The organism is Thalassotalea sp. 1_MG-2023, from assembly GCF_030546745.1.
Taxonomy (GTDB): Bacteria; Pseudomonadota; Gammaproteobacteria; order Enterobacterales; family Alteromonadaceae; genus Thalassotalea_C.
Genome location: NZ_JAUOPD010000002.1, coordinates 183914 through 204668 on the forward strand (window position 1 = coordinate 183914; position 20755 = coordinate 204668).

Here is a 20755-nt window from a genome sequence, read left to right on the forward strand (position 1 = left end):
CCTACTTAAAAATGTGTTCATCACCTGGAAAGTTTTCTTTTTGCACTTCACTAATATATAACTCAATGGCTTTTTTAATGTCGCCAGTGTCGATAAGAAAGTTTCTTGAAAATTTAGGCATATAACTACATGAAATGCCTAAGGCATCATGCATAACAAGAATTTGACCATCGGTATCTTTTCCTGCACCAATACCGATAGTTGGAATGTCAATCGCCTCGGAAATAGCTTTACCCAATGAAGCAGGAATACATTCTAATACTAATAATTGCGCACCTGCAGCTTCTAGTGCTTTTGCATGCTGGATCATTTCTTGTGCTTTGCTATCGTCACGTCCTTGTACTTTAAAACCGCCAAAGACATTAACCGATTGAGGTGTTAAGCCAAGATGAGCACATACTGGTATACCACGTTCAACAAGACCTGTAATGGTGTCAGCTAACCAAAGACCACCTTCAATTTTGACCATACTTGCACCAGCTTGCATCAAGGTAGCCGCATTAGTGAATGCTTGCTCTTTTGTTGCGTAACTCATAAAAGGAAGATCGCTGATGATCAGTGTATTTTCAACACCGCGTTTCACGCATTGAGTATGATAGGCCATATGGTCAACATCAACAGGTAAGGTGTCATCTTGGCCTTGTAAAACCATACCTAATGAGTCACCAATTAAAATGGCGTGAATACCAGCTTGATCGAATAATTTAGCAAAACTAGCGTCATAGGCAGTAATTGTCGCTATTTTTTCACCTTGTTGCTTCATTTTTTGCAACACTGAGGTTGTTATCTTTGTCATAAAAAGATCCAAAAACACAGTTATTTGTGCGATAAATTGATTTTCTTGCAGCGATTTTAACTGAGTTGGCTGTGAATTGTTAGTGCGTTTTTATCGATGCTCTCGGCCAGGGTTGATACGTTACTATTACAAGGTAGTGTCAGTTTAGGTGCTATCTCTGCTAGTGGGATTAACACAAATTCTCGCTGTTTCATTCCGTAATGGGGGACGATGAGGCGTGGAGTGTTTATTATTTCTTGATCATAAAGCAGAATATCTAAATCAAGCACTCGTGCTCCCCAACGTTCGCCTTTTCTCACACGGCCAGCTTGCTGTTCAATAGCTTGTAATGCATCAAGTAATTCAATGGGAGTCAGTTTAGTATTAATAGCCATGACTGCGTTCATATAGTCAGGCTGATCTTGTGGCCCCATCGGTTGGCTACAATAAAGTGAAGACGTTACTACTTCATTGATATCAGCATGTGCTCCTATACATGTAACCGCATGCTGAATTTGCTGTTGTGGCTCCATTAAGTTACTGCCTAAGCCAATATAACAAATTGCCATGATCAGTCCTGAGGGGGATTCGTACGTGGACGACGACGTTTTCTTGGAGAACGTCTGGCACCTGGTTTACTACGGCCAAGTGTTTTAACCATTTGCTGTTGAGTATCGTAGTTACGTTGTTGAAACTCCGTCCACCAATTAACAAGCTCTGCTAAATCATTACACCCTTGTGCAGACTCCACTTGATGACGCAGTAGTAAAAAGTCGTAACCCGCTCTAAATTTTGGATGTTCAAAGGTACGAAACGCTTTTTTGCCTTCTCGTCGAGCGAGCTTATCTTGTAAAATTAAAATATCTTTAATTACCGTCTGAAAACGCTTTGGAATCGCAATACTTTGTTGTTGACGACCCATTATTTCGCCATAGGCAGCAAAAAAAGCATCTTGCGGTGTAAGTGATGATGTTTGCTTAAGTACTTTTATTTGTTGTTGAATTGGATACCAAAGCATTGCTGCGAAAAGAAAAGCGGGTGTTACGCGCTTTTCGTTATTAATTCTGTCATCAGTATTGCTTAGAGCTTGCGCGATAAAGGGAGATAAATAAGGTAGCGATTTATCCACTAATGCTTCTTCCACTGTGGGGAAAAAATAACGAAATAATGCGTATTGACGAAGCATGGTGTAATTTTCAACGGCTTTACCAGACAAAAATAGCTTCAAAAATTCTTCAAATAGACGTGCTGGTGGAATGTTTTCTAATAATGGTGCCGATGAAACAATAGGTGCTTCAGTTTCTTTGCTGATAGCCATGTCGAGTTTTGTGGCAAAGCGAATGGCTCGTAACATTCTTACAGGATCTTCGCGGTAGCGAGTTTCAGGATCACCGATTAAACGAATTTTTCGTTGAGCAATATCCTTGGCACCATTAGCAAAATCGTACACCTTAAAATCAGCTATCGAATAATAAAGTGCGTTAATGGTAAAATCACGACGTTCAGCGTCTTCTTCAATCGAACCATAAATATTATCACGCAGTAGCATTCCATGTTCACTTTGCTTCGATGTTTTCCCACAATTTTTTGCTTGTTGAGGGTTGTCGTGATGACCACGGAAAGTAGCAACTTCAATGACATCTCTACCGAACACAATGTGAGCAAGTCGAAAGCGACGACCAATTAAACGACAGTTTCTAAATAACCCTTTAATTTGTTCAGGTGTTGCATTCGTAGCAATATCAAAGTCTTTTGGCGTTAAACCAAGCATTATGTCTCGTACCCCACCACCGACTAAATACGCATCAAAGCCTGATTTATTAAGACGATAAAGTACTTTTAGAGCATTAGAACTGATATGTTGGCGAGAAACAGGGTGTTGATCCCTGGTCAATATTTGCGGGCCATCGGTGCTTATTGCACTGATTGAACTGTTGGATTTTTTTTCACGCATAGATTGGCCGAATACCTTCTTACACAAATTGATAACGCGTTTGATACTTAACAACCTCAAAACTAAAAAAGAGCGCCGCGATCATATAACAGTAGGGCTAAAAAGAGAATGAAAAAAATACAGGCAACTGCAGTTGTAGTAGATATTTCATTGGGATAATGCAGAAACAACAAGAAAATTAAATAGTGATCTCGCGAGTTTTTGCCACTAGCTTCCGTTGCCAATTATCGATAGCCCAGCTGATAATCGTTTTAACATCAGCAGTTTGAAGTAATGCAGGTGGTTGTTGTCCTAAAAATAATAAGGCGTTAATTAAGCTGGAGCCTGGATCATTGCGGTCAATGGCCGGCGCTTTATTTTGTTTACTTAATTTATAACCTAATTCAGTGACCGCTAATGGAATATGGCCATATTGTGGCGTTGCTTTACCCAATATTTTAAAAAAGCTTAATTGTCTGGCGGTTGGCTCGAGTAAATCGCAGCCACGGATGACATGAGTGATGTTTTGCTCTATATCGTCTGCGACAACTGCAAGTTGATAGGCATATAAGCCATCACGACGTTTTATAATAAAGTCTTCAGCGGCCAAGTGTTTATCGCAGATAACGCTACCTTGAAAAATATCATCATACTGGGCAATTTTGGGCTGATTTATTACGCGAATAGCACTTTGCTGTTCTGTTAGGTTCAAGTGTCGGCAATGGCCTTGGTAAATGCCTCCGATCGACTTGATTTGAGCGCGAGTACATTGACAATGGTAAGCGAGAGAATCTAGCTTTAACGATGAAATTATCTGGTTATACCGCGAATATTGCTGGCTTTGAAACATTACGTCTTCATCCCACTGAAGACCAAAGGCTAGTAAGGTTTCTAATATTATATCGCTAGCGCCTGCTTGTTCTCTTGGAGGGTCAATATCTTCAATGCGTACGAGCCATTGTCCTTGATGATGTTTAGCATCAAGGAAACTTGCTAATGCTGTAATAAGTGAGCCGTAGTGGAGGAGGCCAGACGGAGAAGGAGCAAAGCGACCTCGATATTGCATAGATCGCTTTGTTGAACTTACGTTATTCATCTTTACAGATGATTAACCGGCAAGTTGTCGCTCTTTGATTTCCGCTAACGTTTTACATTCAATACAAAGATCAGCGGTAGGTCGAGCTTCTAATCGGCGAATACCGATTTCAATGCCACAACTTTTACAAAAACCAAAATCATCTTCTTCAATTAACTGCAAAGTTTTTTCAATCTTTTTAATTAATTTACGCTCACGATCTCTGGTACGTAATTCTAAGCTAAACTCTTCTTCTTGCGCTGCACGATCCACAGGGTCAGGAAAATTTGCCGCTTCATCTTTCATATGAGTTACGGTGCGATCGACTTCTTCACGAAGTTGTGTACGCCATGCTTCTAGGATCTTTTTAAAGTGTTCCAATTGCTCAGCGCTCATGTATTCTTCATTAGGTTTTTCTACATATGGCTCTACGCCTGCTAACGCTAAAATACCTAAAGCTTTACTGTTTGGCATGCTAATTCTCCTAATGCTAACTAGTTCAAATAACAATTAAAGAATGCTAATTTGACTGCATGTGCCAATTTTTAAAATAGACCTGAAATATCAGAACTATATTGTGTTACGTTAGACAAAATTCAAGAACAATCATTAAAAATATTTTTTTTTAGTGGAATATCAGAATGTTACAAATATAACTTATAACGAATGAATCCTGTTTTATCGCAAGCCCACTTTTTTAGCAAGATTTAACTGCTCTCGTCAATCTTTTGTTGATAATAGTTGTAACAAATTAGCTGTTTTTTTTGTACTTTCATTTAATACTTTAATAGCGGGAATCACTTTTTTGCCAGTTTATAATCTATAAAACTAACAGGTATGGGGGTAGTTAATTGTATGTCGACGTCGTGTTTCTTAATAGAAAATTCTGCTTTATATGCGAAAACTTCAACCCCTTTTGCTTTTGCTTGGCTAAGTAAGTCTGCATAAATTGGATCTATATGCGCTGCAGCTTTGACATTATTAATAGCGGAATGAAGCACAGCAAACAATAACACCGCGCGTTTACCTTGTTCTACAATTTCTATTAATTCACGTAAATGCTTTTGTCCCCGTAGGGTTTTAGCGTCAGGAAAATAACCTTGTTCATGCTCAAATAAAGTGACACTTTTCACTTCGATATAGGTTTCAGTTTCATTTTCATCGCGAAGATAAAAGTCAGCTTTGCTGTTTTCGTTACCATATTTTACTTCCCGCCTTAATGCTGAAAAGTGTTCGAATTCATTAATTATTCCATTGTTTAATGCTTCTTCTACTAACTGGTTCGCGCGAATTGTATTGACGCAGATGATGTGTTGTTGCTCGGTTATACTAAGCTCCCAGCTATAGGGGTATTTTCTTTTTTTATTCTCTGAAACACTATAAAGCACCGTGTTTCCCGGAGTAGCACAGCCGGTCATTGCACCTGTATTCGCACAATGAATAGTGGTTTGATCGCCGTTATCAAGAATGACATCTGCAAGAAATCGTTTATATCGCTTTTCAAGGGTTGCTTGAGCAAGTGTTAGCTTCATCGTAATTGCGATTCCGTAAAATAAAGTGTGCATGATAGTACAATATTTATTGAACTAAGTGTGAGCAGCTTGCTTGTTTGGTGTAAACTAACACAATGAATTTCAAGAAATAAGGTGTTCCCGTGATGCATGGTGTTCAAGTACATTTAATTAACGACAATAAAGCAACAGACTGGCAACAGAATAAAACGATTCAACATATTAATGGTGAGGTATTTTTATACTTTCCTGAGTTTGATCAATATATTGAACGAAATATTCAAAAAGCAGCTCGAAAAATAGAAAACATGGGTGTTGAACAAGTAACCCTCGCCGGAGATGATTGGCAAGAAAGTTACCAGTGGGCGTTTGCGCAAGGTTTTAGCTCGGTGACTAAAAGCAATAATATCCACTTCACTGGTGAACCTGAACTTATCAATAAACTTGCTAATAAATTGAAGACTTATGCTTGGGCAAAGCGCTTAACCAATCAAACGGCGGCAGAGCAATCGCCAGAAATATTGGTAGCGAGTGTGTTTGAATATGTAAAAGCGTTGTCGCCTGAATATGTCAGCATGAATGTGATCAAGGGTGAAGCATTGAATGAAAATGGCTGGGTTGGCGTATATAACGTAGGTAAAGCTAGTCAACATGAGCCTTGTTTAGCTGAAATTGATTTTAATCCTAGCGGCAATTCAGACGCTCCAGTAGATGTGTGTTTGGTTGGTAAAGGTATTACCTTTGATACAGGCGGGTATAGCATAAAATCAAATGATGGCATGTTTAACATGAAATGTGACATGGGTGGCGTAGCTGTTGTGGCGGCTGCTTTAGCTTATGCAATGCAACAAGGGTTAACTAAACGTGTAAAATTAATACTATGTTGTGCTGAAAACATGATCAGCGGAAGTGCGTATAAAGTCAGTGATATTTTAACCTATAAAAATGGCGTTACCTGCGAAGTTGCTAATACTGATGCTGAAGGGCGTCTTGTTTTAGCCGATGGCTTATTACTGGCTAGTGAATATTCACCTAACATGATTATTGATGCGGCAACGTTGACAGGGGCCGCCATGTTAGCAACAGGGGGTGACTATACAGCGCTAATGTCGTTAGACAATGTAGCCTCTGAACAGGCTTTAGTTGCTGCTAAAGCAGAAGGTGAACCTTTGTGGCCATTACCTTTAGCGCCGTGGCATCAAGAAAAGTGTCCTTCTGCCTTTGCAGATACCGCGAATAGCCGGACGCAAAAAGGTGGTGGAATGGGAGGTGCAAGTAATGCTGCTGGCTTTTTATCAAGGTTTGTGCCGAATGAAGGAAAAGGTTGGCTACATTTTGATTTAGCTGCTGCTTATAATGGTAGCGCAAATAGTTTGTGGGCTGCAGGCGCTACCGGAATGTCTATCGCAACTATCGCAAACTTGCTGTTAAATAATAAATAACATGATCTCAGCAAAGAGCAGTTACATGGCCTGTGATTGCTCTTTTACAAATTCAACCAGCCACTGTTTTGCGTTAAATATATCAGTAAAGACATGAAAGGTAAGGTTGCACGATTGGTATACCCGTTTTAGTTGCATTTGTTGAATATCAGCAGTATTACTATCAACAATAACACTCGCGTTCGCGATCATTCCATGTTGCATTCGATAACGCGTTACATCGACTAAAATTTTTTCTGCCTCTGGGGTAAAAATACTGTTTCCATAAAAGGTAATTAATAACCCCCAAGGCTTCCCTTGGTATTGCTCGCAAGCAACCTGCATATCTTTTACGTATGCTTTTGCGGTGATCTCGTTGAAAGGTCCTCGAGCATCAACAACCAGTATGTTGTTTTCCCTTTCAATATTGTAATCACCATGGGCGGCTAAATTCACATCATCTTCCTTGTTTTTTATCGGGTCAATATCAATAGCAAAAATATGAATGCTTGCCAAGTAAGCAGATTTTCTAAAAGATGCAAATTATTTAAACAATCGTATATCAATGATTTATCCTTTTTATTTTATGTCTGAATTGTGTGAAAACTAATAGCCTAATCACTATTAAAGACTATTGCCTTCGTATTTAAAATACCTCATAAGCATTCAGGAATACTGTGCAATTGTACTCAGAGAAATTAACAGGTGAGGATGTCGTTTTTATGTAACAAGCACATTTTTAGTTTCTACTCTGATATAATTTTGCCAACCTTTTACAACTTCATTGACAACAAATTGTTACCAATAGACGAATTTTTGCCCGAGCTTAATGCTATGCTAAAAGCGAATAAGCGTGTGGTCTTACAGGCAGAGCCTGGTGCAGGTAAATCTACGGCAGTGCCGCTTTCATTATTAGCATCAGGTGTGTTTGGCAGCAAAAAAATTATCATGTTAGAGCCTCGCCGTGTTGCGGTTAAATCTATTGCACATTATTTAGCTGGAAAATTAGGTGAGAAAGTTGGGCAAACGGTAGGTTACCAAATGCGTAACGAACGGAAAATATCTAACAATACACGTTTAGAAATTGTCACTGAGGGCGTATTAACACGTAGAATTCAAACAGATCCAGAATTGTCTGATGTTGGCTTGATTATTTTTGATGAATTTCATGAACGCTCTATACATGCAGATTTAGCATTAATTTTATCATTAGAAGTTCAAGAAGCTTATAACGAAACATTAAAAATGCTGGTGATGTCAGCAACGATTGATACTCAACAAGTTTCAAACTACCTACATCATGCGCCAGTGATGTCATGTCCTGGAAGAAGTTTCCCTGTAACTATTGAATATAATGGACAACGAAGTCGTTATCTCACCGAAACTGTTTTATCTGTCATTAAGCGTGAACTTGAACATGAAGAGCAAGGGGATATTCTAGTTTTTTTACCCGGACAGGCTGATATTAAACGTTGTATTGCAGCAGCTCAGCAAGCGCTAGAGCCGTCGGTAGATTTACTTCCTTTATACGGTGGCTTACCGCTTGCCCAGCAGTCGTTAGCATTAACAAAGAAACATTCACAGCAAAGAAGGGTCATTTTTGCGACCAATATTGCTGAAACTAGCTTAACAATCGAAGGTATCACTATAGTAATAGATTCTGGGCTTGAGAAAATATTAACTTTTGATGTAAAAAGTGGCTTATCTAGGCTCGACACTACCAACATAGCAAAAGCTTCGGCCAGTCAAAGAGCTGGTAGGGCTGGCAGACTAACTGCGGGTAAATGTATTCGCTTATGGTCTGAAAGTGAACAACAGCGTTTAGCTGACTACCAACCAGAAGAAGTGTTAAATGCTGAACTTACAAGCTTTGTGCTTGAGCTCTCTGCTTGGGGGATCACGCAATATCAAGAAGTTAATTGGTTATCAGAACCGGCTAAGTATCATTTTGATGCCGCGTGTGAATTGAACCAGTCGTTAGGCTTTATAGACAATGACAATAAAATTACTGCGTTAGGGCAACAGGCATTATTGCTAGGTGTAGAACCAAGGCTTGCGAGTATGTTATTACGCGCTGATTCACCCAAACACACTGCTATAGCCTGTTTACTTGCTGCACTTTTATCAGAAAGGGATATGTTAATTTCGCCGCAAAATGCAGACATAACCGCGCGATTTCTTGTCTTAGCTGAATATTTACAGCAGCAGTCGATACCTAAGGGCGTGAATCGTACAGCCTTAGAACAAGTCGTTAAACTGGCCAAAAATTTTGCCAGTAAATTATCAATACAGTTGGTACTTACTTACCTAGAAATTGACACTTTTAGAGAGTGTGCCGCTCAACTTCTCTATTTCGCCTTTCCTGAAAGGCTTGCAAAAGCGCGAGATAAGCAAGGTGAACGTTATTTACTGGCGAATGGCCGAGGCGTTTCGCTTAACGAAACTGACGCTTTAAGTGCTGAAACATGGCTGATCGTTTGTCACTGTGATGGAAAAAATAAAGATGGTAAAGTATTTTTAGCGCTGCCGGTGAAGCCATCTCAGCTTTCAACTATTTTACAGAACGATTTACGAGAAGAAACACAGTATAAGCTCGATAACAAAAAAAATGCCATTCACAGTATTAGTAGAACGTATTACAAGGCATTAACGATTGCAGAAGAGAATAATGGCGCTCTTTCGCAAGCACATTTTTCCGCTTGTCTTAAAGATATTCTGCAACAGGAAGGGTTAAGCTTCTTAAATTGGTCATCACGATGTCGATCATGGCTGACAAGAGCTCAATGGTTAGGTCGGCAACTAGAGACCTTTCCTCAGATTTCTGAGCAGCATTTACTTTCTACGATTGAAGATTGGCTTATTCCTTATCTGAATAAAATTAGTAACTTAAAGGCCCTTAAAGAGCTTGATATATACCCACTATTGATTGCTAATGTAGACTGGCAACAGCAACAGTTCATGGATGAAAATGCGCCGATACATTTTCAAACGCCTAGCGGTAAACAGGTATTAATTCGATATGATGAGTCACAAGGACCAACCGTTGCAGTGATTTTACAAGAAATGTTTGGCCAGCTTGAAACGCCTAAATTGGCATCACAGCAAGTACCTTTACGTTTTGAGTTGTTATCTCCAGCTCGCCGACCTATACAAACCACGAGTGATTTAAGGCGTTTTTGGCAATCTTCCTATTTCGACGTTGCTAAAGACATGCGTGGAAAATACCCTAAACATAGATGGCCTGAAAAACCCTTAGAAGAAAAGCCTGGGCGCTCTATTAAACAAAAATCTGCTTAACATTTGTTGAGTCTTTCAAGACGATCTATCGTGAATAATTAGAGTAATAATTAAATTAATCAGACCTCTCAATAAGAGGGTTAATATAGTAAAAGCTCGTTTTGAGCGCTTTTCAGCCTGTCTCTGTTTGCTATTTTTTGACCATTTGTTACTATTTAAATAATAAGAGTTCTAATTAATTTTTGAGTCAGGAGCGAAATACATTAATGTTATGAGTATAAAACCACTTAGTTTTGAAGAGTTAGCAAAAGAAGAAAATATTGATTTTGTTTACGATAGTGAAGCAAATACCGTATTGATTGATGACCTTGGAACGATAGATTTATCAGTTTTTGTTGAAATGGTAATGCGCTACTCGTATCAAATAAATGCAGCAAAAATAAGCATTAAAGTAAATGAGTCTCAGGCCATTTATTTTTTTCAACATGGCTTTAAAGTTGAAGCCTCAATAATGGCTTACTATGGCTTACAAGATGCTTTTTATGTTGTTTATTACCTTAATGATAAACACCATAAAAATCATCTCGCGACTATCCATGATAAAGTGCTTGAAAAGGCCTATATTAGTAGAAAAAATAAATTAACTGATTTTAGTTTTGATCGTGTCACGGTTGGTACAAATACAGTACGCACTAACGTAGAAAGCAAAGATAAGTTAGTATTTACGGGTCGTGAGCATTCAATTGCTGATCATGACACGCATCATAAATTTTTTGCCCAATCGAATGACAAAATTGTAGCAACCGCCACAGCAAGCTATGATGAGTCTCAGCAAGTTGTTGAGTTCTCAGATTTTATAGTAAGTGCTGAATTTGATGTTTGGCAGTTACTGATCAATTTAATCACTGAAATGGAACAACACTTTAAAGCGCTAAAGTGTACTACTGCCTTTACCATTGTGCCAGCAAGCAGCCTTGCTATTAACGCAATATGTGTTGAACAAGGGTTTGAGTTTGGCGGACGATTAAAAAATGAATCACTGGTAGATGGCGAGTTAGATAGCCTAAATACATGGTTCAAGCGATTATAGAGAACACAATGCAATTCACAACCCTACCCGATGCTTTAACCCTTAAAAAAGTCATTAAAGAGAAAGATGAAGTACTTAACTGTCGATTTATGACGGATGCAATTCAAGGCTTGCTAACAGAGCGAGCTTACTTTTTTGATGAAGTACTTACCGAGTTATGGCGGCACTTTGGTTTAATGGGCGCGCCAATTTCATTAAATGCTGTTGGCGGGTATGGTCGCGCGTCATTACACCCAGGTTCTGATATCGATTTAGCGATTATTATCGATAAAAAAATAAGTCAACAACAACAAACCTCGTTGTCCGGTTTTTTAACTAAACTGTGGGACTTAGGCGCTGATATTGGTCAATCAGTAAGAACGATTGATGAAACTAAAAAACAAGTAAAACAAGATGTTACCGTAGCAACTAATTTACTTGATATCAGAAGAATCACAGGGCCGACCGAGCATGCACTTGCGATTAATGACTTAATGCACAGTGAAGATTTATGGTCACATCAACAATTTTTTGAAGAAAAGCTTGAAGAGCAAAAAGCACGACATGTAAAAGCAAAAAACACCGCATTATTTTTAGAACCTAATTTGAAAAACCACCCTGGCGGAATGCGTGATGTACAAAGTATTTTGTGGGTTGCACAAAAATTTTACGGATTAGGTTACTCTGAAGTGTTTAGCGGTACTAAGTTGTTACTTGCTGATGAGCAAATAGAATTAAAAGAAGCGTTTGATTTTGTTTGCCGCGTGCGATGGGCATTGCATACGGTTGCGGAATCATCGGTAGAGCAGTTATTGTTTGAACACCAAGCAGAAGTAGCAAGAATGTTAGGCTTTGGTGATGGTGAAAACAGTCAACAAGCCATCGAGCGCATGATGCGACAACTGTTTCGTGCTATGACCAGAATTCGCGAATTAAACCAACTTATCTTAGATACCTTAACCATTGAACATACGGCATTTTCGCATAGCAATAATGTTAAGCAACTCGACAGTGGCTTTAGAAGAGTTGGTCGTTTAATTGATGTTGAAGATAAAAATGTGTTTATCGAAAAGAAACAAGTTATCCGCATGTTTAGACTGATATCTGACATTGATGCAATCACAGGTATTACACCTAAAACGCTAAGGGCATTAAGGAATGTAAGGCGTTCATTACTCGGTGAATTACAAGATTATCAAGGGTGTAGAGATGAGTTTATCGAGCTTTTATCTAAAACAGATGGATTCGAGCAAGCGTTAGGTTTAATGCATCGGTACGGTATTTTGTCAGTATATTTTTCTCACTGGCAATTAATTGAAGGGCAAATGCAATTTGATATGCATAATGCCTATACGGTTGATGAACATGCGTTTAAAGCCTTAGCTTATCTTGGTGCTTTTGAAAAACATCATGAAAAAGACAGCTTTCCGGTTAAATCATATCAAAAAATCCCAAATAAACTTCCGTTACGTTTAGCGACTTTGTGTCACCATTTGTCGGGTCGTCAAACAGATGAAGATCACGAACTCAGTGCGATGCAAGCGAAAGAGTTTGCCACTTTTCATCAACTCGATGAGAAATCTATTCAACAGGTGTTTTGGTTGGTAAAAAACCAAACATTAATGCTAGATGTTTGTAAACAAAGTGATTTAAATGACCCGGCTATTTTTCAAAAGCTGGCAAAAACTATTTCGTCGCAAGAAAAGCTTGATTCGTTGCTGTGTTTCACCGTTGCTGATTTAATGGCAACCAATGAAAGCGCATGGAATCCATGGATAGAGTATCAATTATCACTTCTATATAAAGGTTTAAAGAAAACAATCGCAAAAGGTACCAGCAATGTTTTTGAAGCGAGAACATTGATCAGCGAGAAAAAGGCAAGCGCGAAAAGCCAGCTGCATGAAAACATTGATCTAGCCACAGTTGAAGCGTGGTGGAAAAAATTACCCAGCGAGTTTTTTACTGCAAATTGTGTTGAACATATCGTTGAAATTACCGAAAACATTATGAGTAATTTTAACAGTGAACATCATGTATTTTTATGTAACTCCAATGATCTTGGTTTTACCACCTTAGTGGTTTACACCCCTGACAGAGATCAATTATTTTCTGATATCTTTAAAGTGCTTTCTAAGGCAAAACTTCGCGTCAAAGAAGCAAATATGCTGACAACTCAAGATGATAATGTCATTGAAGTGTTTCAGTTGCTTAGTGAGTCTGACGATGTTGTGGATGATGAATTTAGATTAAACACCATTGTGCAAAGAGTGAAAGATATTTTAAATACCGGTGATACCGGCAAAGCAATCAAAGCGCCTATGTACGTTGAGACCTTTGAGCAAGATCCGAACATTGAAGTATTACCATACCCCGATAAAGACAAGTCATTGATTAAAATTAACGCCTTGGATGATCCTGGCTATATTGAGCAAATTTGTGAAGTGTTTAATGAGCAAGGGTTTACCATTCATTCAGCAAAAATAAGTCAGTTAGGCGAATGCAATGACAATGTTTTTCTTATTTCGAATAGTGAAGAAGCCTCAATTTCGAGTCTTGACTCAGACGATATTGTTAAACTGATAGAAGAAAAAATATCGTTTTAATTCGACGAATACATTATATAGCAAGTTGTCAGTAATTAATGGCTAAATTGATCAACCTCACATTGATCAATTTAGCCTATATTTGTTTATCGCGAATTGTTTATAGCGTTTTGTTGATATCGGCCTGCATTAAGTCAAGCTCTAACATCGGAGATGCATCTATTTCGTTGGCGTCCATCATGGTGGCAATACGTTGCATTGATGACAACAATAAAGATTGCTCCCATTGTTCTAAATGGCAAAACTTCTGAATAAAGTGTTGTTGCAGTGGTTGCGGCGCATTAATTAATGTTTCTCGACCACTATCAGATAAAAACAAACTGACCCGGCGTTTGTCTTCGGTGCTTCTTACTCGCTCTATCAATGATCTATTTTCTAACCTATCGAGTATATTCGTCACTGTAGCAGCGCTTAAATTGATATTTTTTGCAATTTGACTCGCTGTTACCCCTTTAACGCGGGCAATTTCTTGCATGATCAATAGTTGCGGCCCAGTTAGCCCCGCTGACTTATTTAATTGCTTAGAATGCAAATCAATCGCTCTGATCACTCTTCTGATGGCAACGAGTAGTTCTTCGTATTTTTCCATAGCAAATATTCTTTGAGAGAATTTGAAGCTAGCTTATACATTTCTAGGGATCTTGCATAGTAATAAGCGTTTAAATTGCTAGACTTTGACTAAAAAGTATTAACTAAACAGTTTCAGAACAAATGATTTTAATGAACGTGAGGGGTTAATCATCGGATTTACGGCTAAATATGACGAAAACATAGGAATGCATTGCCAGCTAGTTTACAATCGTCGATTATTTTTTAATGTTTTCAACGTGCAAAATTTATGACTTTACTTCTCACATACTTGGCAATAGCAATAGGTGTGTCGTTCTTATGTTCTATTCTTGAAGCTGTGTTGCTATCGGTAACGCCAAGTTTCGTAGAAAATATTCAAAAAGACAAACCGCTTGGAGGCAAAGTACTCAGTCATGTGAAAGACAATATAGATAAATCGATTTCTAGTATTTTGATCCTTAATACTTTCGCCCATACCATGGGGGCAGCAGGTGTTGGTGCCCAAGCTATTAGAGTATTTGGTGAAGAAAAAGAAACCTTAATCGCGTTTTTATTAACGTTAGCAATTTTGTACTTTTCAGAAATAATTCCAAAAACGATTGGTGCTAAATTTTGGCGCAATTTGGCGATCCCTTCAGCTTATATCATCAATTTTCTTGTAAAAGTTGTTTATCCACTCGTTTGGTTTTCATCGTTGCTCACTCGTATGTTTGATAAAAATAAAACCGATGTAGTATCACGAGATGAAATTCGTGCTTTTGCTGCATTAGGTCATAAAGATGGTTCTCTTTTTTACCAAGAAAACCAATTAGTTGAAAATATTCTTACCCTTAGAGAAGTCAAGGCCGGTGATATATTAACACCAAGAAGCGTTGTGCATGCTCTTGATGAAAACATGACCATTTCTGCTGCTTTGGCTGCAGACCAAACTGCAAGTTTTACCCGCATACCTGTCTATAGTGCCTCAATCGACAATATAACCGGCTTAATTATTAAAGGGACACTCTACGAACAAGAAAGACAAGGAAAAGGCGACACATTACTTGTTGATATTAAACAACCATTGCATCGAATTTCAGAAAGCTTACCTGTACTACCCTTGCTTGATTTTTTCATAAAGCGTCACGAACATATTTTTCTTGTCGAAGATCATTTCGGACAAACTGCAGGTATTGTCACCTTGGAAGATGCGATCGAAACCTTTTTAGGCCGAGAAATAATTGACGAGAGTGACCAAGTGGAAGATATGCAAATGTTAGCTAAAGCTAAGTTTAGGCAGCGTTTAAAGTCAAGCAATAGTAAAATATCTAACAACGAAGACGATGAATAATTAGGTTTTAGTGTGTCGAAAGAGCAAAAAGTAACAAGTAAAGCATCACCAGAACAACGTTCAAAACTAAAGCGATTTAGTATATTTCTGGTTAAGTTTACACTTTTATTTGCCATTATTTTGGCATTCTATACCTTATATCTAGATGCACGGGTGGTCGATAAATTCGAAGGTCAGCGTTGGCAAATACCCGTTCAAGTCTATAGTAAAATTCATACGTTTCAGCCTGGAAGTGACATTAATCTTAGCCACTTGAAAGCTGAATTGTCTTTAATGGGTTATCGTCGCGTAACGAAAGTGACAAAACCAGGGCAATTTGCGTTATCAAGCAAGCGGATCATTATTTATCGACGGGCTTTTGATTTTGGCTCAGGTATTGAATATCCGCAAAAAGTAATGATAGATGTAACACGTAGCGGTGATATTCAAACCGTTGAAAAATTATATCTTGATGAACAGCAAACACAATCTGTAAGCCTTGAACCCTATCTTATTGATCGTATTATTCCTGAAAATAAAGAAGATCGAGTGTTGGTACCATTACAATCTGTGCCAGAAAGATTACTCGATACTTTATTACTCGTTGAAGATCGCGATTTCTATCATCATGCGGGCATTTCCCCTTTGGGTATTTTACGTGCGCTTTATAAAAACATTCGTGCAGGTAGAACCGTGCAAGGTGGTAGTACACTGACACAGCAACTTGTAAAAAACATGTACTTATCGCGTGAAAAAACGATTTGGCGTAAAGCCAATGAAGCAATTATGGCTTTATTGCTTGAGTATCGGTATAGCAAAGATCAATTACTTGAAGCGTATATTAATGAAGTTTACTTGGGGCAACACTTTGCTAATGGCATTTATGGTTTTGGTTTAGCCGCTGAGTTTTATTTTGGTAAAAGTGTAGCACAGCTATCAGATGAACAAATGGCTACGCTTGTAGGTGTTATAAAAGGGCCGAGCTATTATGATCCTTGGCGGTATGCCGAACGCGTAAAAAAACGTCGTGATTTAGTATTAACGTTGATGTTTGAACAAGAATATTTAACTAAGCCTGAATATCTCGCTGCGATTAAGAGTGAACTTTCTGTTCGAAAATCTAGACGACTAGTGAAAAACAAGCAGAAGTTTCCTGCATACTTACAATTAGTAAAAAAAGAATTGGGCGAGCTACTATCCGCTAACATGCAGGCTTCTGGCATTCGAGTGTTTACCGAATTTTCGCTTTACACACAAACATTGCTAGAAAAGAAGGTTGAGCAACAGTTAGCAGCCTTAGCTGAGAGTAAAGCTCACGAACTTGAAGCAGCGATGATAGTCACAGAACGTACAACCGGTGCTGTAAAAGGTCTCGTTGGCGGTAAAGAAAGTGGTTATGCAGGTTTTAATCGTGCATTAAATGCTAAACGCCCAATAGGTTCGCTAATCAAACCAGCCATTTATATCGCGGCACTAGAACGCTATCAGGACTATCAATTAGCCACCATTTTAGACGACTCTGAAATTAGTTTCACAACCGATAATGGTGAAGTTTGGCAGCCTAAAAACTATGACGGTAAATTCCGAGGACAGGTATCTTTATTAGACAGTTTAGTAAGATCGCTTAATATACCGACGATAAATTTAGGGATGGATCTTGGCTTAGAAAGTGTCGCTGAAATTGTGCATTTGCTTGGCTATGACCGTGATATAACTCTCCGTCCCTCAATGCTTCTGGGGTCGATCAATATGTCGCCCTATCAGGTAAGTCAGTTTTATTTGCCTATTGCTAATCAAGGATATGCGGTGCAAAGCCATGCAGTTGAGAAAATAACCTCAGCTCAGGGTGAAACCCTTTATGAATTCTTTGCAGAGCCAACCCCCTATTTTTCTGAACAAGCCAGTTATTTAGTTGATTATGCGTTAACGAAAGTCACGACTGAAGGCACGGCTAAATCACTTGCTTGGCGTATCAAAGACGCGACATTAGCGGGTAAAACAGGCACCACAAATGATCAACGTGATAGTTGGTTTGTTGGCTATGACCAACAGCACCTAATTACCACGTGGATTGGTAGAGATGATAATAAAGAAACCACACTAACAGGAAGTTCAGGCGCGTTAGTGCTGTTTGCAGACTTCTTAAATAGTTATGGTGCAAAAAGTAAACATACTTCAGTACCTAACGATATTGAATGGTTATCGTTTGATGCCAAAACAGGCTTGGCAATGGCCGTTGAATGTCAACAGAATATAGAAATGCCTGCTATTTCTCGTGGCTTGGCTATGCAACATTCTTGTTTAGAACCCCAACCGAAAAAGAAAAACAAATCTTGGTTAGAACGTTTATTTGGTGAGTAGTCGCTTGAGATTATTTGTCGAAAATTGTTCGTTATCTTTGTAATGAATACAAACCGTGCTAAACCCTGACGCATTTATTGTCATTTTTTCACTAATCATTGCTATAAACCACTTTATTTCCTTGTAAAAATCAGGGCTTTTCTTTATGATCGGAAAAATTTTTTTATCGCTAAGTTTATTTGTTTGAAAAAGAATCATCGCTTTGGCTATGTTTAAAAAAGCAAGAAGAATTCTAACTTTAAATAAATAATACAAATTTTGGAGATGTTGGATGAGCAATGCGCCTGTGAATAACAGCCGTCGACGCTTTTTAACTGCGGCTACTTCGGTAGTTGGCGGTGTTGGCGCTGTCGGTGTTGCTGTGCCTTTCATTGGCTCCTGGAACCCAAGTGAGCGTGCGAAAGCCGCAGGGGCGCCAGTTGAGGTGAATGTAGGTAAAATTGAACCCGGTCAATTAATTCGTGCTGAATGGCGCGGTAAGCCAGTTTATATAGTGCGTCGTACTGATGAAGCGGTTAAATCGTTAGCAAATCATGAAGATCAGCTTCGTGATCCTAAATCTGCTGAACCACAACAGCCTGATTATGCTGCAAACGAACATCGCTCAATTAAGCCTGAAATTATGGTGGCGTTAGGTGTATGTACTCACTTAGGTTGCGCTCCAACGTATCGAAAAGGTGACTTTGAAGAGATGGTAGAAGGCGTTAAAAATGGTTTCTATTGTCCTTGTCACGGTTCTAAATTTGACATGGCAGGTCGTGTATTCTCTGGCGTTCCTGCACCGTTAAACTTAGTGGTTCCTGAGCATTCATTCCCAACAGATGACACCTTAATTATCGGTGTAAGCCAAGGAGAAGCGTAATGGAAAACTTTATGGCTTGGATTGAAAAGCGTCTTCCGTTTATGGATGCCATGAACAAGCATGCTATCCAATATCCGGCACCGAAAAACTTCAACTTTTGGTATGTTTTCGGAATTTTAGCGACCGTTGTTTTAGTTAACCAAATTCTGACTGGTATTTGGCTGACAATGAACTATGAACCTTCAGGCGCAGGTGCTTTTGCTTCTATCGAATACATCATGCGTGATGTAGATTACGGTTGGCTGTTGCGCTATATGCATTCAACAGGTGCTTCAGCATTTTTTATTGTTGTTTATTTACATATGTTCCGCGGTTTAATGTACGGTTCTTATCAAAAACCACGTGAATTGCTGTGGATTTTCGGTATGTTTATCTTCTTGGTGCTAATGGCCGAAGCCTTTATGGGGTACTTATTACCTTGGGGTAATATGTCGTATTGGGGTGCACAAGTAATTATATCTTTATTTGGTGCCATACCTCTTGTGGGTGAAGAACTGACTATTTGGATTAAAGGTGATTATGTTATCTCTGGTGCGACACTAAACCGATTCTTCGCGCTACACGTTATTGCATTACCACTTGTGTTATGTGTTTTAGTATTCTTACACATTATAGCACTACACGAAGTTGGCTCTAATAATCCTGACGGTACAGACATTAAGAAGCCGAAAGGTAGCGTTCCGGAAGAAGAGAAAAGCAAATTTACCTTCCATGAGCAATACACTAAAAAGTATGACATTGTTGATGCGATACCTTTCCATCCTTATTACACAGTGAAGGATTTAGTTGCGGTCATTATTTTCTTGATTGGCTTTTCGTGGGTTATGTTTTTTGCGCCAGAGGGCGGTGGTTACTTTATCGAGGCGCCAAACTTTGAACCTGCTAATGGCTTAAAAACACCTGAGCATATCGTGCCAGTATGGTATTTCGGACCATTCTTTACCATTTTACGGGTTGTACCTGATAAGTTGTTTGGCATGATCACCATGTTTGCGGCTATTGGTATGTTGTTCGCACTACCTTGGTTTGACCGTGGTACGGTTAAATCAATTCGTTACCGTAGTAAAGCTCACTTACTTAACTTAACGCAATTTGCGATTAGTTTTATTGTGTTAGGTATTTTAGGTACTATGCCGGCAACTGATTTGGCGAATTTAATTGGCCGAATCGCAAGTTTAGGCTATTTTGGCTTCTTTATCTTACTGTGGTTTTACAGTAAAAATGAAAAAACCAAACCAGTACCAGAGAGGGTGACAGGATAATGAAAAAGTTAATTGTAACACTATTAGCATGCGTCCCTTTCTTTGCACTAGCTGCTGGGGGCTCTATGCCGCTTGATAAAGCAAATAATGATTTAGCAGATAAAGAATCATTAAAGCGTGGCTTCGAATCTTATTTACAATATTGTTTAGGTTGCCATCAGTTAAAATATCAACGCTATAACCGAACATTTCGTGATCTTGGAATAAGCGAAGCTGAAGGTAAAGAAAAATATATGCCTACAGGTGAAAAGCCAGGTGATCACATTACTAATACTATGCCTGCGAAAGACGCCGGTGCATGGTTTGGTACTGCGCCTCCAGATTTAACCTTGGAAGCTCGCTTTAGAAGCCCTGATTATATTTATACTTATCTACGTTCATTTTACGTAGATGCGGAACGTCCGTTCGGAGTAAATAATAAAATCTTTAAAGATGTTGGTATGCCACATGTATTACAAAATTTACAAGGTGTACAAACTCTTGACGAAAACGGCGAGTTAACACCTGCTGTGGGTGGCACAATGTCACCAGAAGAATACGATGAGTTCGTTCGCGATCTAACTAACTTCTTAGAATATGTTGGTGAGCCGAACAAGCTTGAACGTAAACAATTAGGTTATTACGTGATCGGGTTCTTATTTATCCTGTTAGTATTTTCTTACTTATTGAAGAAAGAATACTGGAGAGATGTTCATTAATTTGAAGGTCACTATCAGGTAATTTTATTGGGGGCACTAGCCCCCATTGTTAGTTATTATTGAATATTT

Annotated in this window: 17 protein-coding genes; 9 read left to right on the forward strand and 8 right to left on the reverse strand. The window is 38.7% G+C overall.

The features are described 5' to 3' along the window. Position 1: 1 nt before the first annotated feature. From panB to sfsA, 6 genes are all read right to left on the reverse strand, one after another. Positions 2-796: a 3-methyl-2-oxobutanoate hydroxymethyltransferase gene (gene panB / locus Q4489_RS02355; RefSeq protein WP_303476560.1), complete on the reverse strand. Its 795-nt coding sequence runs from the start codon at positions 794-796 to the stop codon at positions 2-4. 56 nt (positions 797-852) lie between these two features. After that, positions 853-1344: a 2-amino-4-hydroxy-6-hydroxymethyldihydropteridine diphosphokinase gene (gene folK / locus Q4489_RS02360; RefSeq protein ID WP_303476563.1), complete on the reverse strand. Its 492-nt coding sequence runs from the start codon at positions 1342-1344 to the stop codon at positions 853-855. 2 nt (positions 1345-1346) lie between these two features. Next, positions 1347-2729, reverse strand: coding sequence for a polynucleotide adenylyltransferase PcnB (gene pcnB, locus Q4489_RS02365; protein WP_303476566.1), 1383 nt, complete (start codon positions 2727-2729; stop codon positions 1347-1349). Between the two features lie 178 nt (positions 2730-2907). Continuing rightward, entirely contained in the window at positions 2908-3804 is an 897-nt protein-coding gene (gene gluQRS, locus Q4489_RS02370; protein ID WP_303476569.1) for a tRNA glutamyl-Q(34) synthetase GluQRS, read from the reverse strand. A gap of 12 nt (positions 3805-3816) precedes the next feature. Continuing rightward, positions 3817-4257, reverse strand: coding sequence for an RNA polymerase-binding protein DksA (gene dksA, locus Q4489_RS02375; protein WP_074496434.1), 441 nt, complete (start codon positions 4255-4257; stop codon positions 3817-3819). Positions 4258-4580: 323 nt separating this feature from the next. Next, the gene (gene sfsA / locus Q4489_RS02380; protein WP_303476808.1) at positions 4581-5315 is read right to left on the reverse strand and encodes a DNA/RNA nuclease SfsA; all 735 of its coding nucleotides are present in this window, start codon (positions 5313-5315) and stop codon (positions 4581-4583) included. 125 nt (positions 5316-5440) lie between these two features. Here sfsA and pepB point away from each other — a divergent pair, with 125 nt between their 5' ends. Next, entirely contained in the window at positions 5441-6736 is a 1296-nt protein-coding gene (pepB, locus tag Q4489_RS02385) for an aminopeptidase PepB (RefSeq protein ID WP_303476810.1), read from the forward strand. Between the two features lie 21 nt (positions 6737-6757). Here the strand turns inward: pepB and Q4489_RS02390 are convergent, their stop codons facing one another. Then, positions 6758-7231 (reverse strand): hypothetical protein, encoded by a 474-nt coding sequence (locus tag Q4489_RS02390; protein ID WP_303476572.1) that lies wholly within the window; start codon positions 7229-7231, stop codon positions 6758-6760. 279 nt (positions 7232-7510) lie between these two features. Here Q4489_RS02390 and hrpB point away from each other — a divergent pair, with 279 nt between their 5' ends. The 3 genes from hrpB to glnD all read left to right on the forward strand — a co-directional run bounded on the left by hrpB (position 7511) and on the right by glnD (position 13624). Beyond that, the gene (gene hrpB, locus Q4489_RS02395; protein ID WP_303476575.1) at positions 7511-10012 is read left to right on the forward strand and encodes an ATP-dependent helicase HrpB; all 2502 of its coding nucleotides are present in this window, start codon (positions 7511-7513) and stop codon (positions 10010-10012) included. 211 nt (positions 10013-10223) lie between these two features. Then, complete coding sequence (locus tag Q4489_RS02400) at positions 10224-11042, forward strand: hypothetical protein (RefSeq protein ID WP_303476577.1); 819 nt, start codon at positions 10224-10226, stop codon at positions 11040-11042. A gap of 8 nt (positions 11043-11050) precedes the next feature. Beyond that, positions 11051-13624 (forward strand): [protein-PII] uridylyltransferase, encoded by a 2574-nt coding sequence (gene glnD, locus Q4489_RS02405; protein ID WP_303476579.1) that lies wholly within the window; start codon positions 11051-11053, stop codon positions 13622-13624. A gap of 100 nt (positions 13625-13724) precedes the next feature. Here glnD and Q4489_RS02410 read toward each other — a convergent pair whose 3' ends face one another. Beyond that, on the reverse strand, positions 13725-14213 hold the full coding sequence (locus Q4489_RS02410) for a MarR family winged helix-turn-helix transcriptional regulator (RefSeq protein ID WP_074496440.1): 489 nt from the start codon (positions 14211-14213) through the stop codon (positions 13725-13727). A 249-nt stretch (positions 14214-14462) separates the two neighbouring features. Here Q4489_RS02410 and Q4489_RS02415 point away from each other — a divergent pair, with 249 nt between their 5' ends. The 5 genes from Q4489_RS02415 to Q4489_RS02435 all read left to right on the forward strand — a co-directional run bounded on the left by Q4489_RS02415 (position 14463) and on the right by Q4489_RS02435 (position 20686). Beyond that, positions 14463-15524 carry a CNNM domain-containing protein gene (locus Q4489_RS02415; protein WP_303476583.1) on the forward strand — a complete coding sequence of 354 codons (1062 nt, stop codon included), beginning with the start codon at positions 14463-14465 and terminating at the stop codon, positions 15522-15524. Positions 15525-15536: 12 nt separating this feature from the next. Then, positions 15537-17864, forward strand: coding sequence for a penicillin-binding protein 1B (gene mrcB, locus Q4489_RS02420; RefSeq protein WP_303476585.1), 2328 nt, complete (start codon positions 15537-15539; stop codon positions 17862-17864). A 271-nt stretch (positions 17865-18135) separates the two neighbouring features. Then, a complete protein-coding gene (gene petA / locus Q4489_RS02425) occupies positions 18136-18726 on the forward strand; it encodes a ubiquinol-cytochrome c reductase iron-sulfur subunit (RefSeq protein ID WP_303476587.1) in 591 nt (196 codons plus the stop codon). Further along, positions 18726-19988 carry a cytochrome bc complex cytochrome b subunit gene (locus tag Q4489_RS02430; RefSeq protein ID WP_303476590.1) on the forward strand — a complete coding sequence of 421 codons (1263 nt, stop codon included), beginning with the start codon at positions 18726-18728 and terminating at the stop codon, positions 19986-19988. The genes petA and Q4489_RS02430 overlap by 1 nt, the downstream gene beginning before the upstream one ends. Next, positions 19988-20686, forward strand: a complete 699-nt coding sequence (locus Q4489_RS02435) for a cytochrome c1 (protein ID WP_074496445.1) — start codon at positions 19988-19990, stop codon at positions 20684-20686. Before Q4489_RS02430 ends, Q4489_RS02435 begins: the two co-directional genes overlap by 1 nt. The last annotated feature ends 69 nt before the right edge of the window (positions 20687-20755 follow it).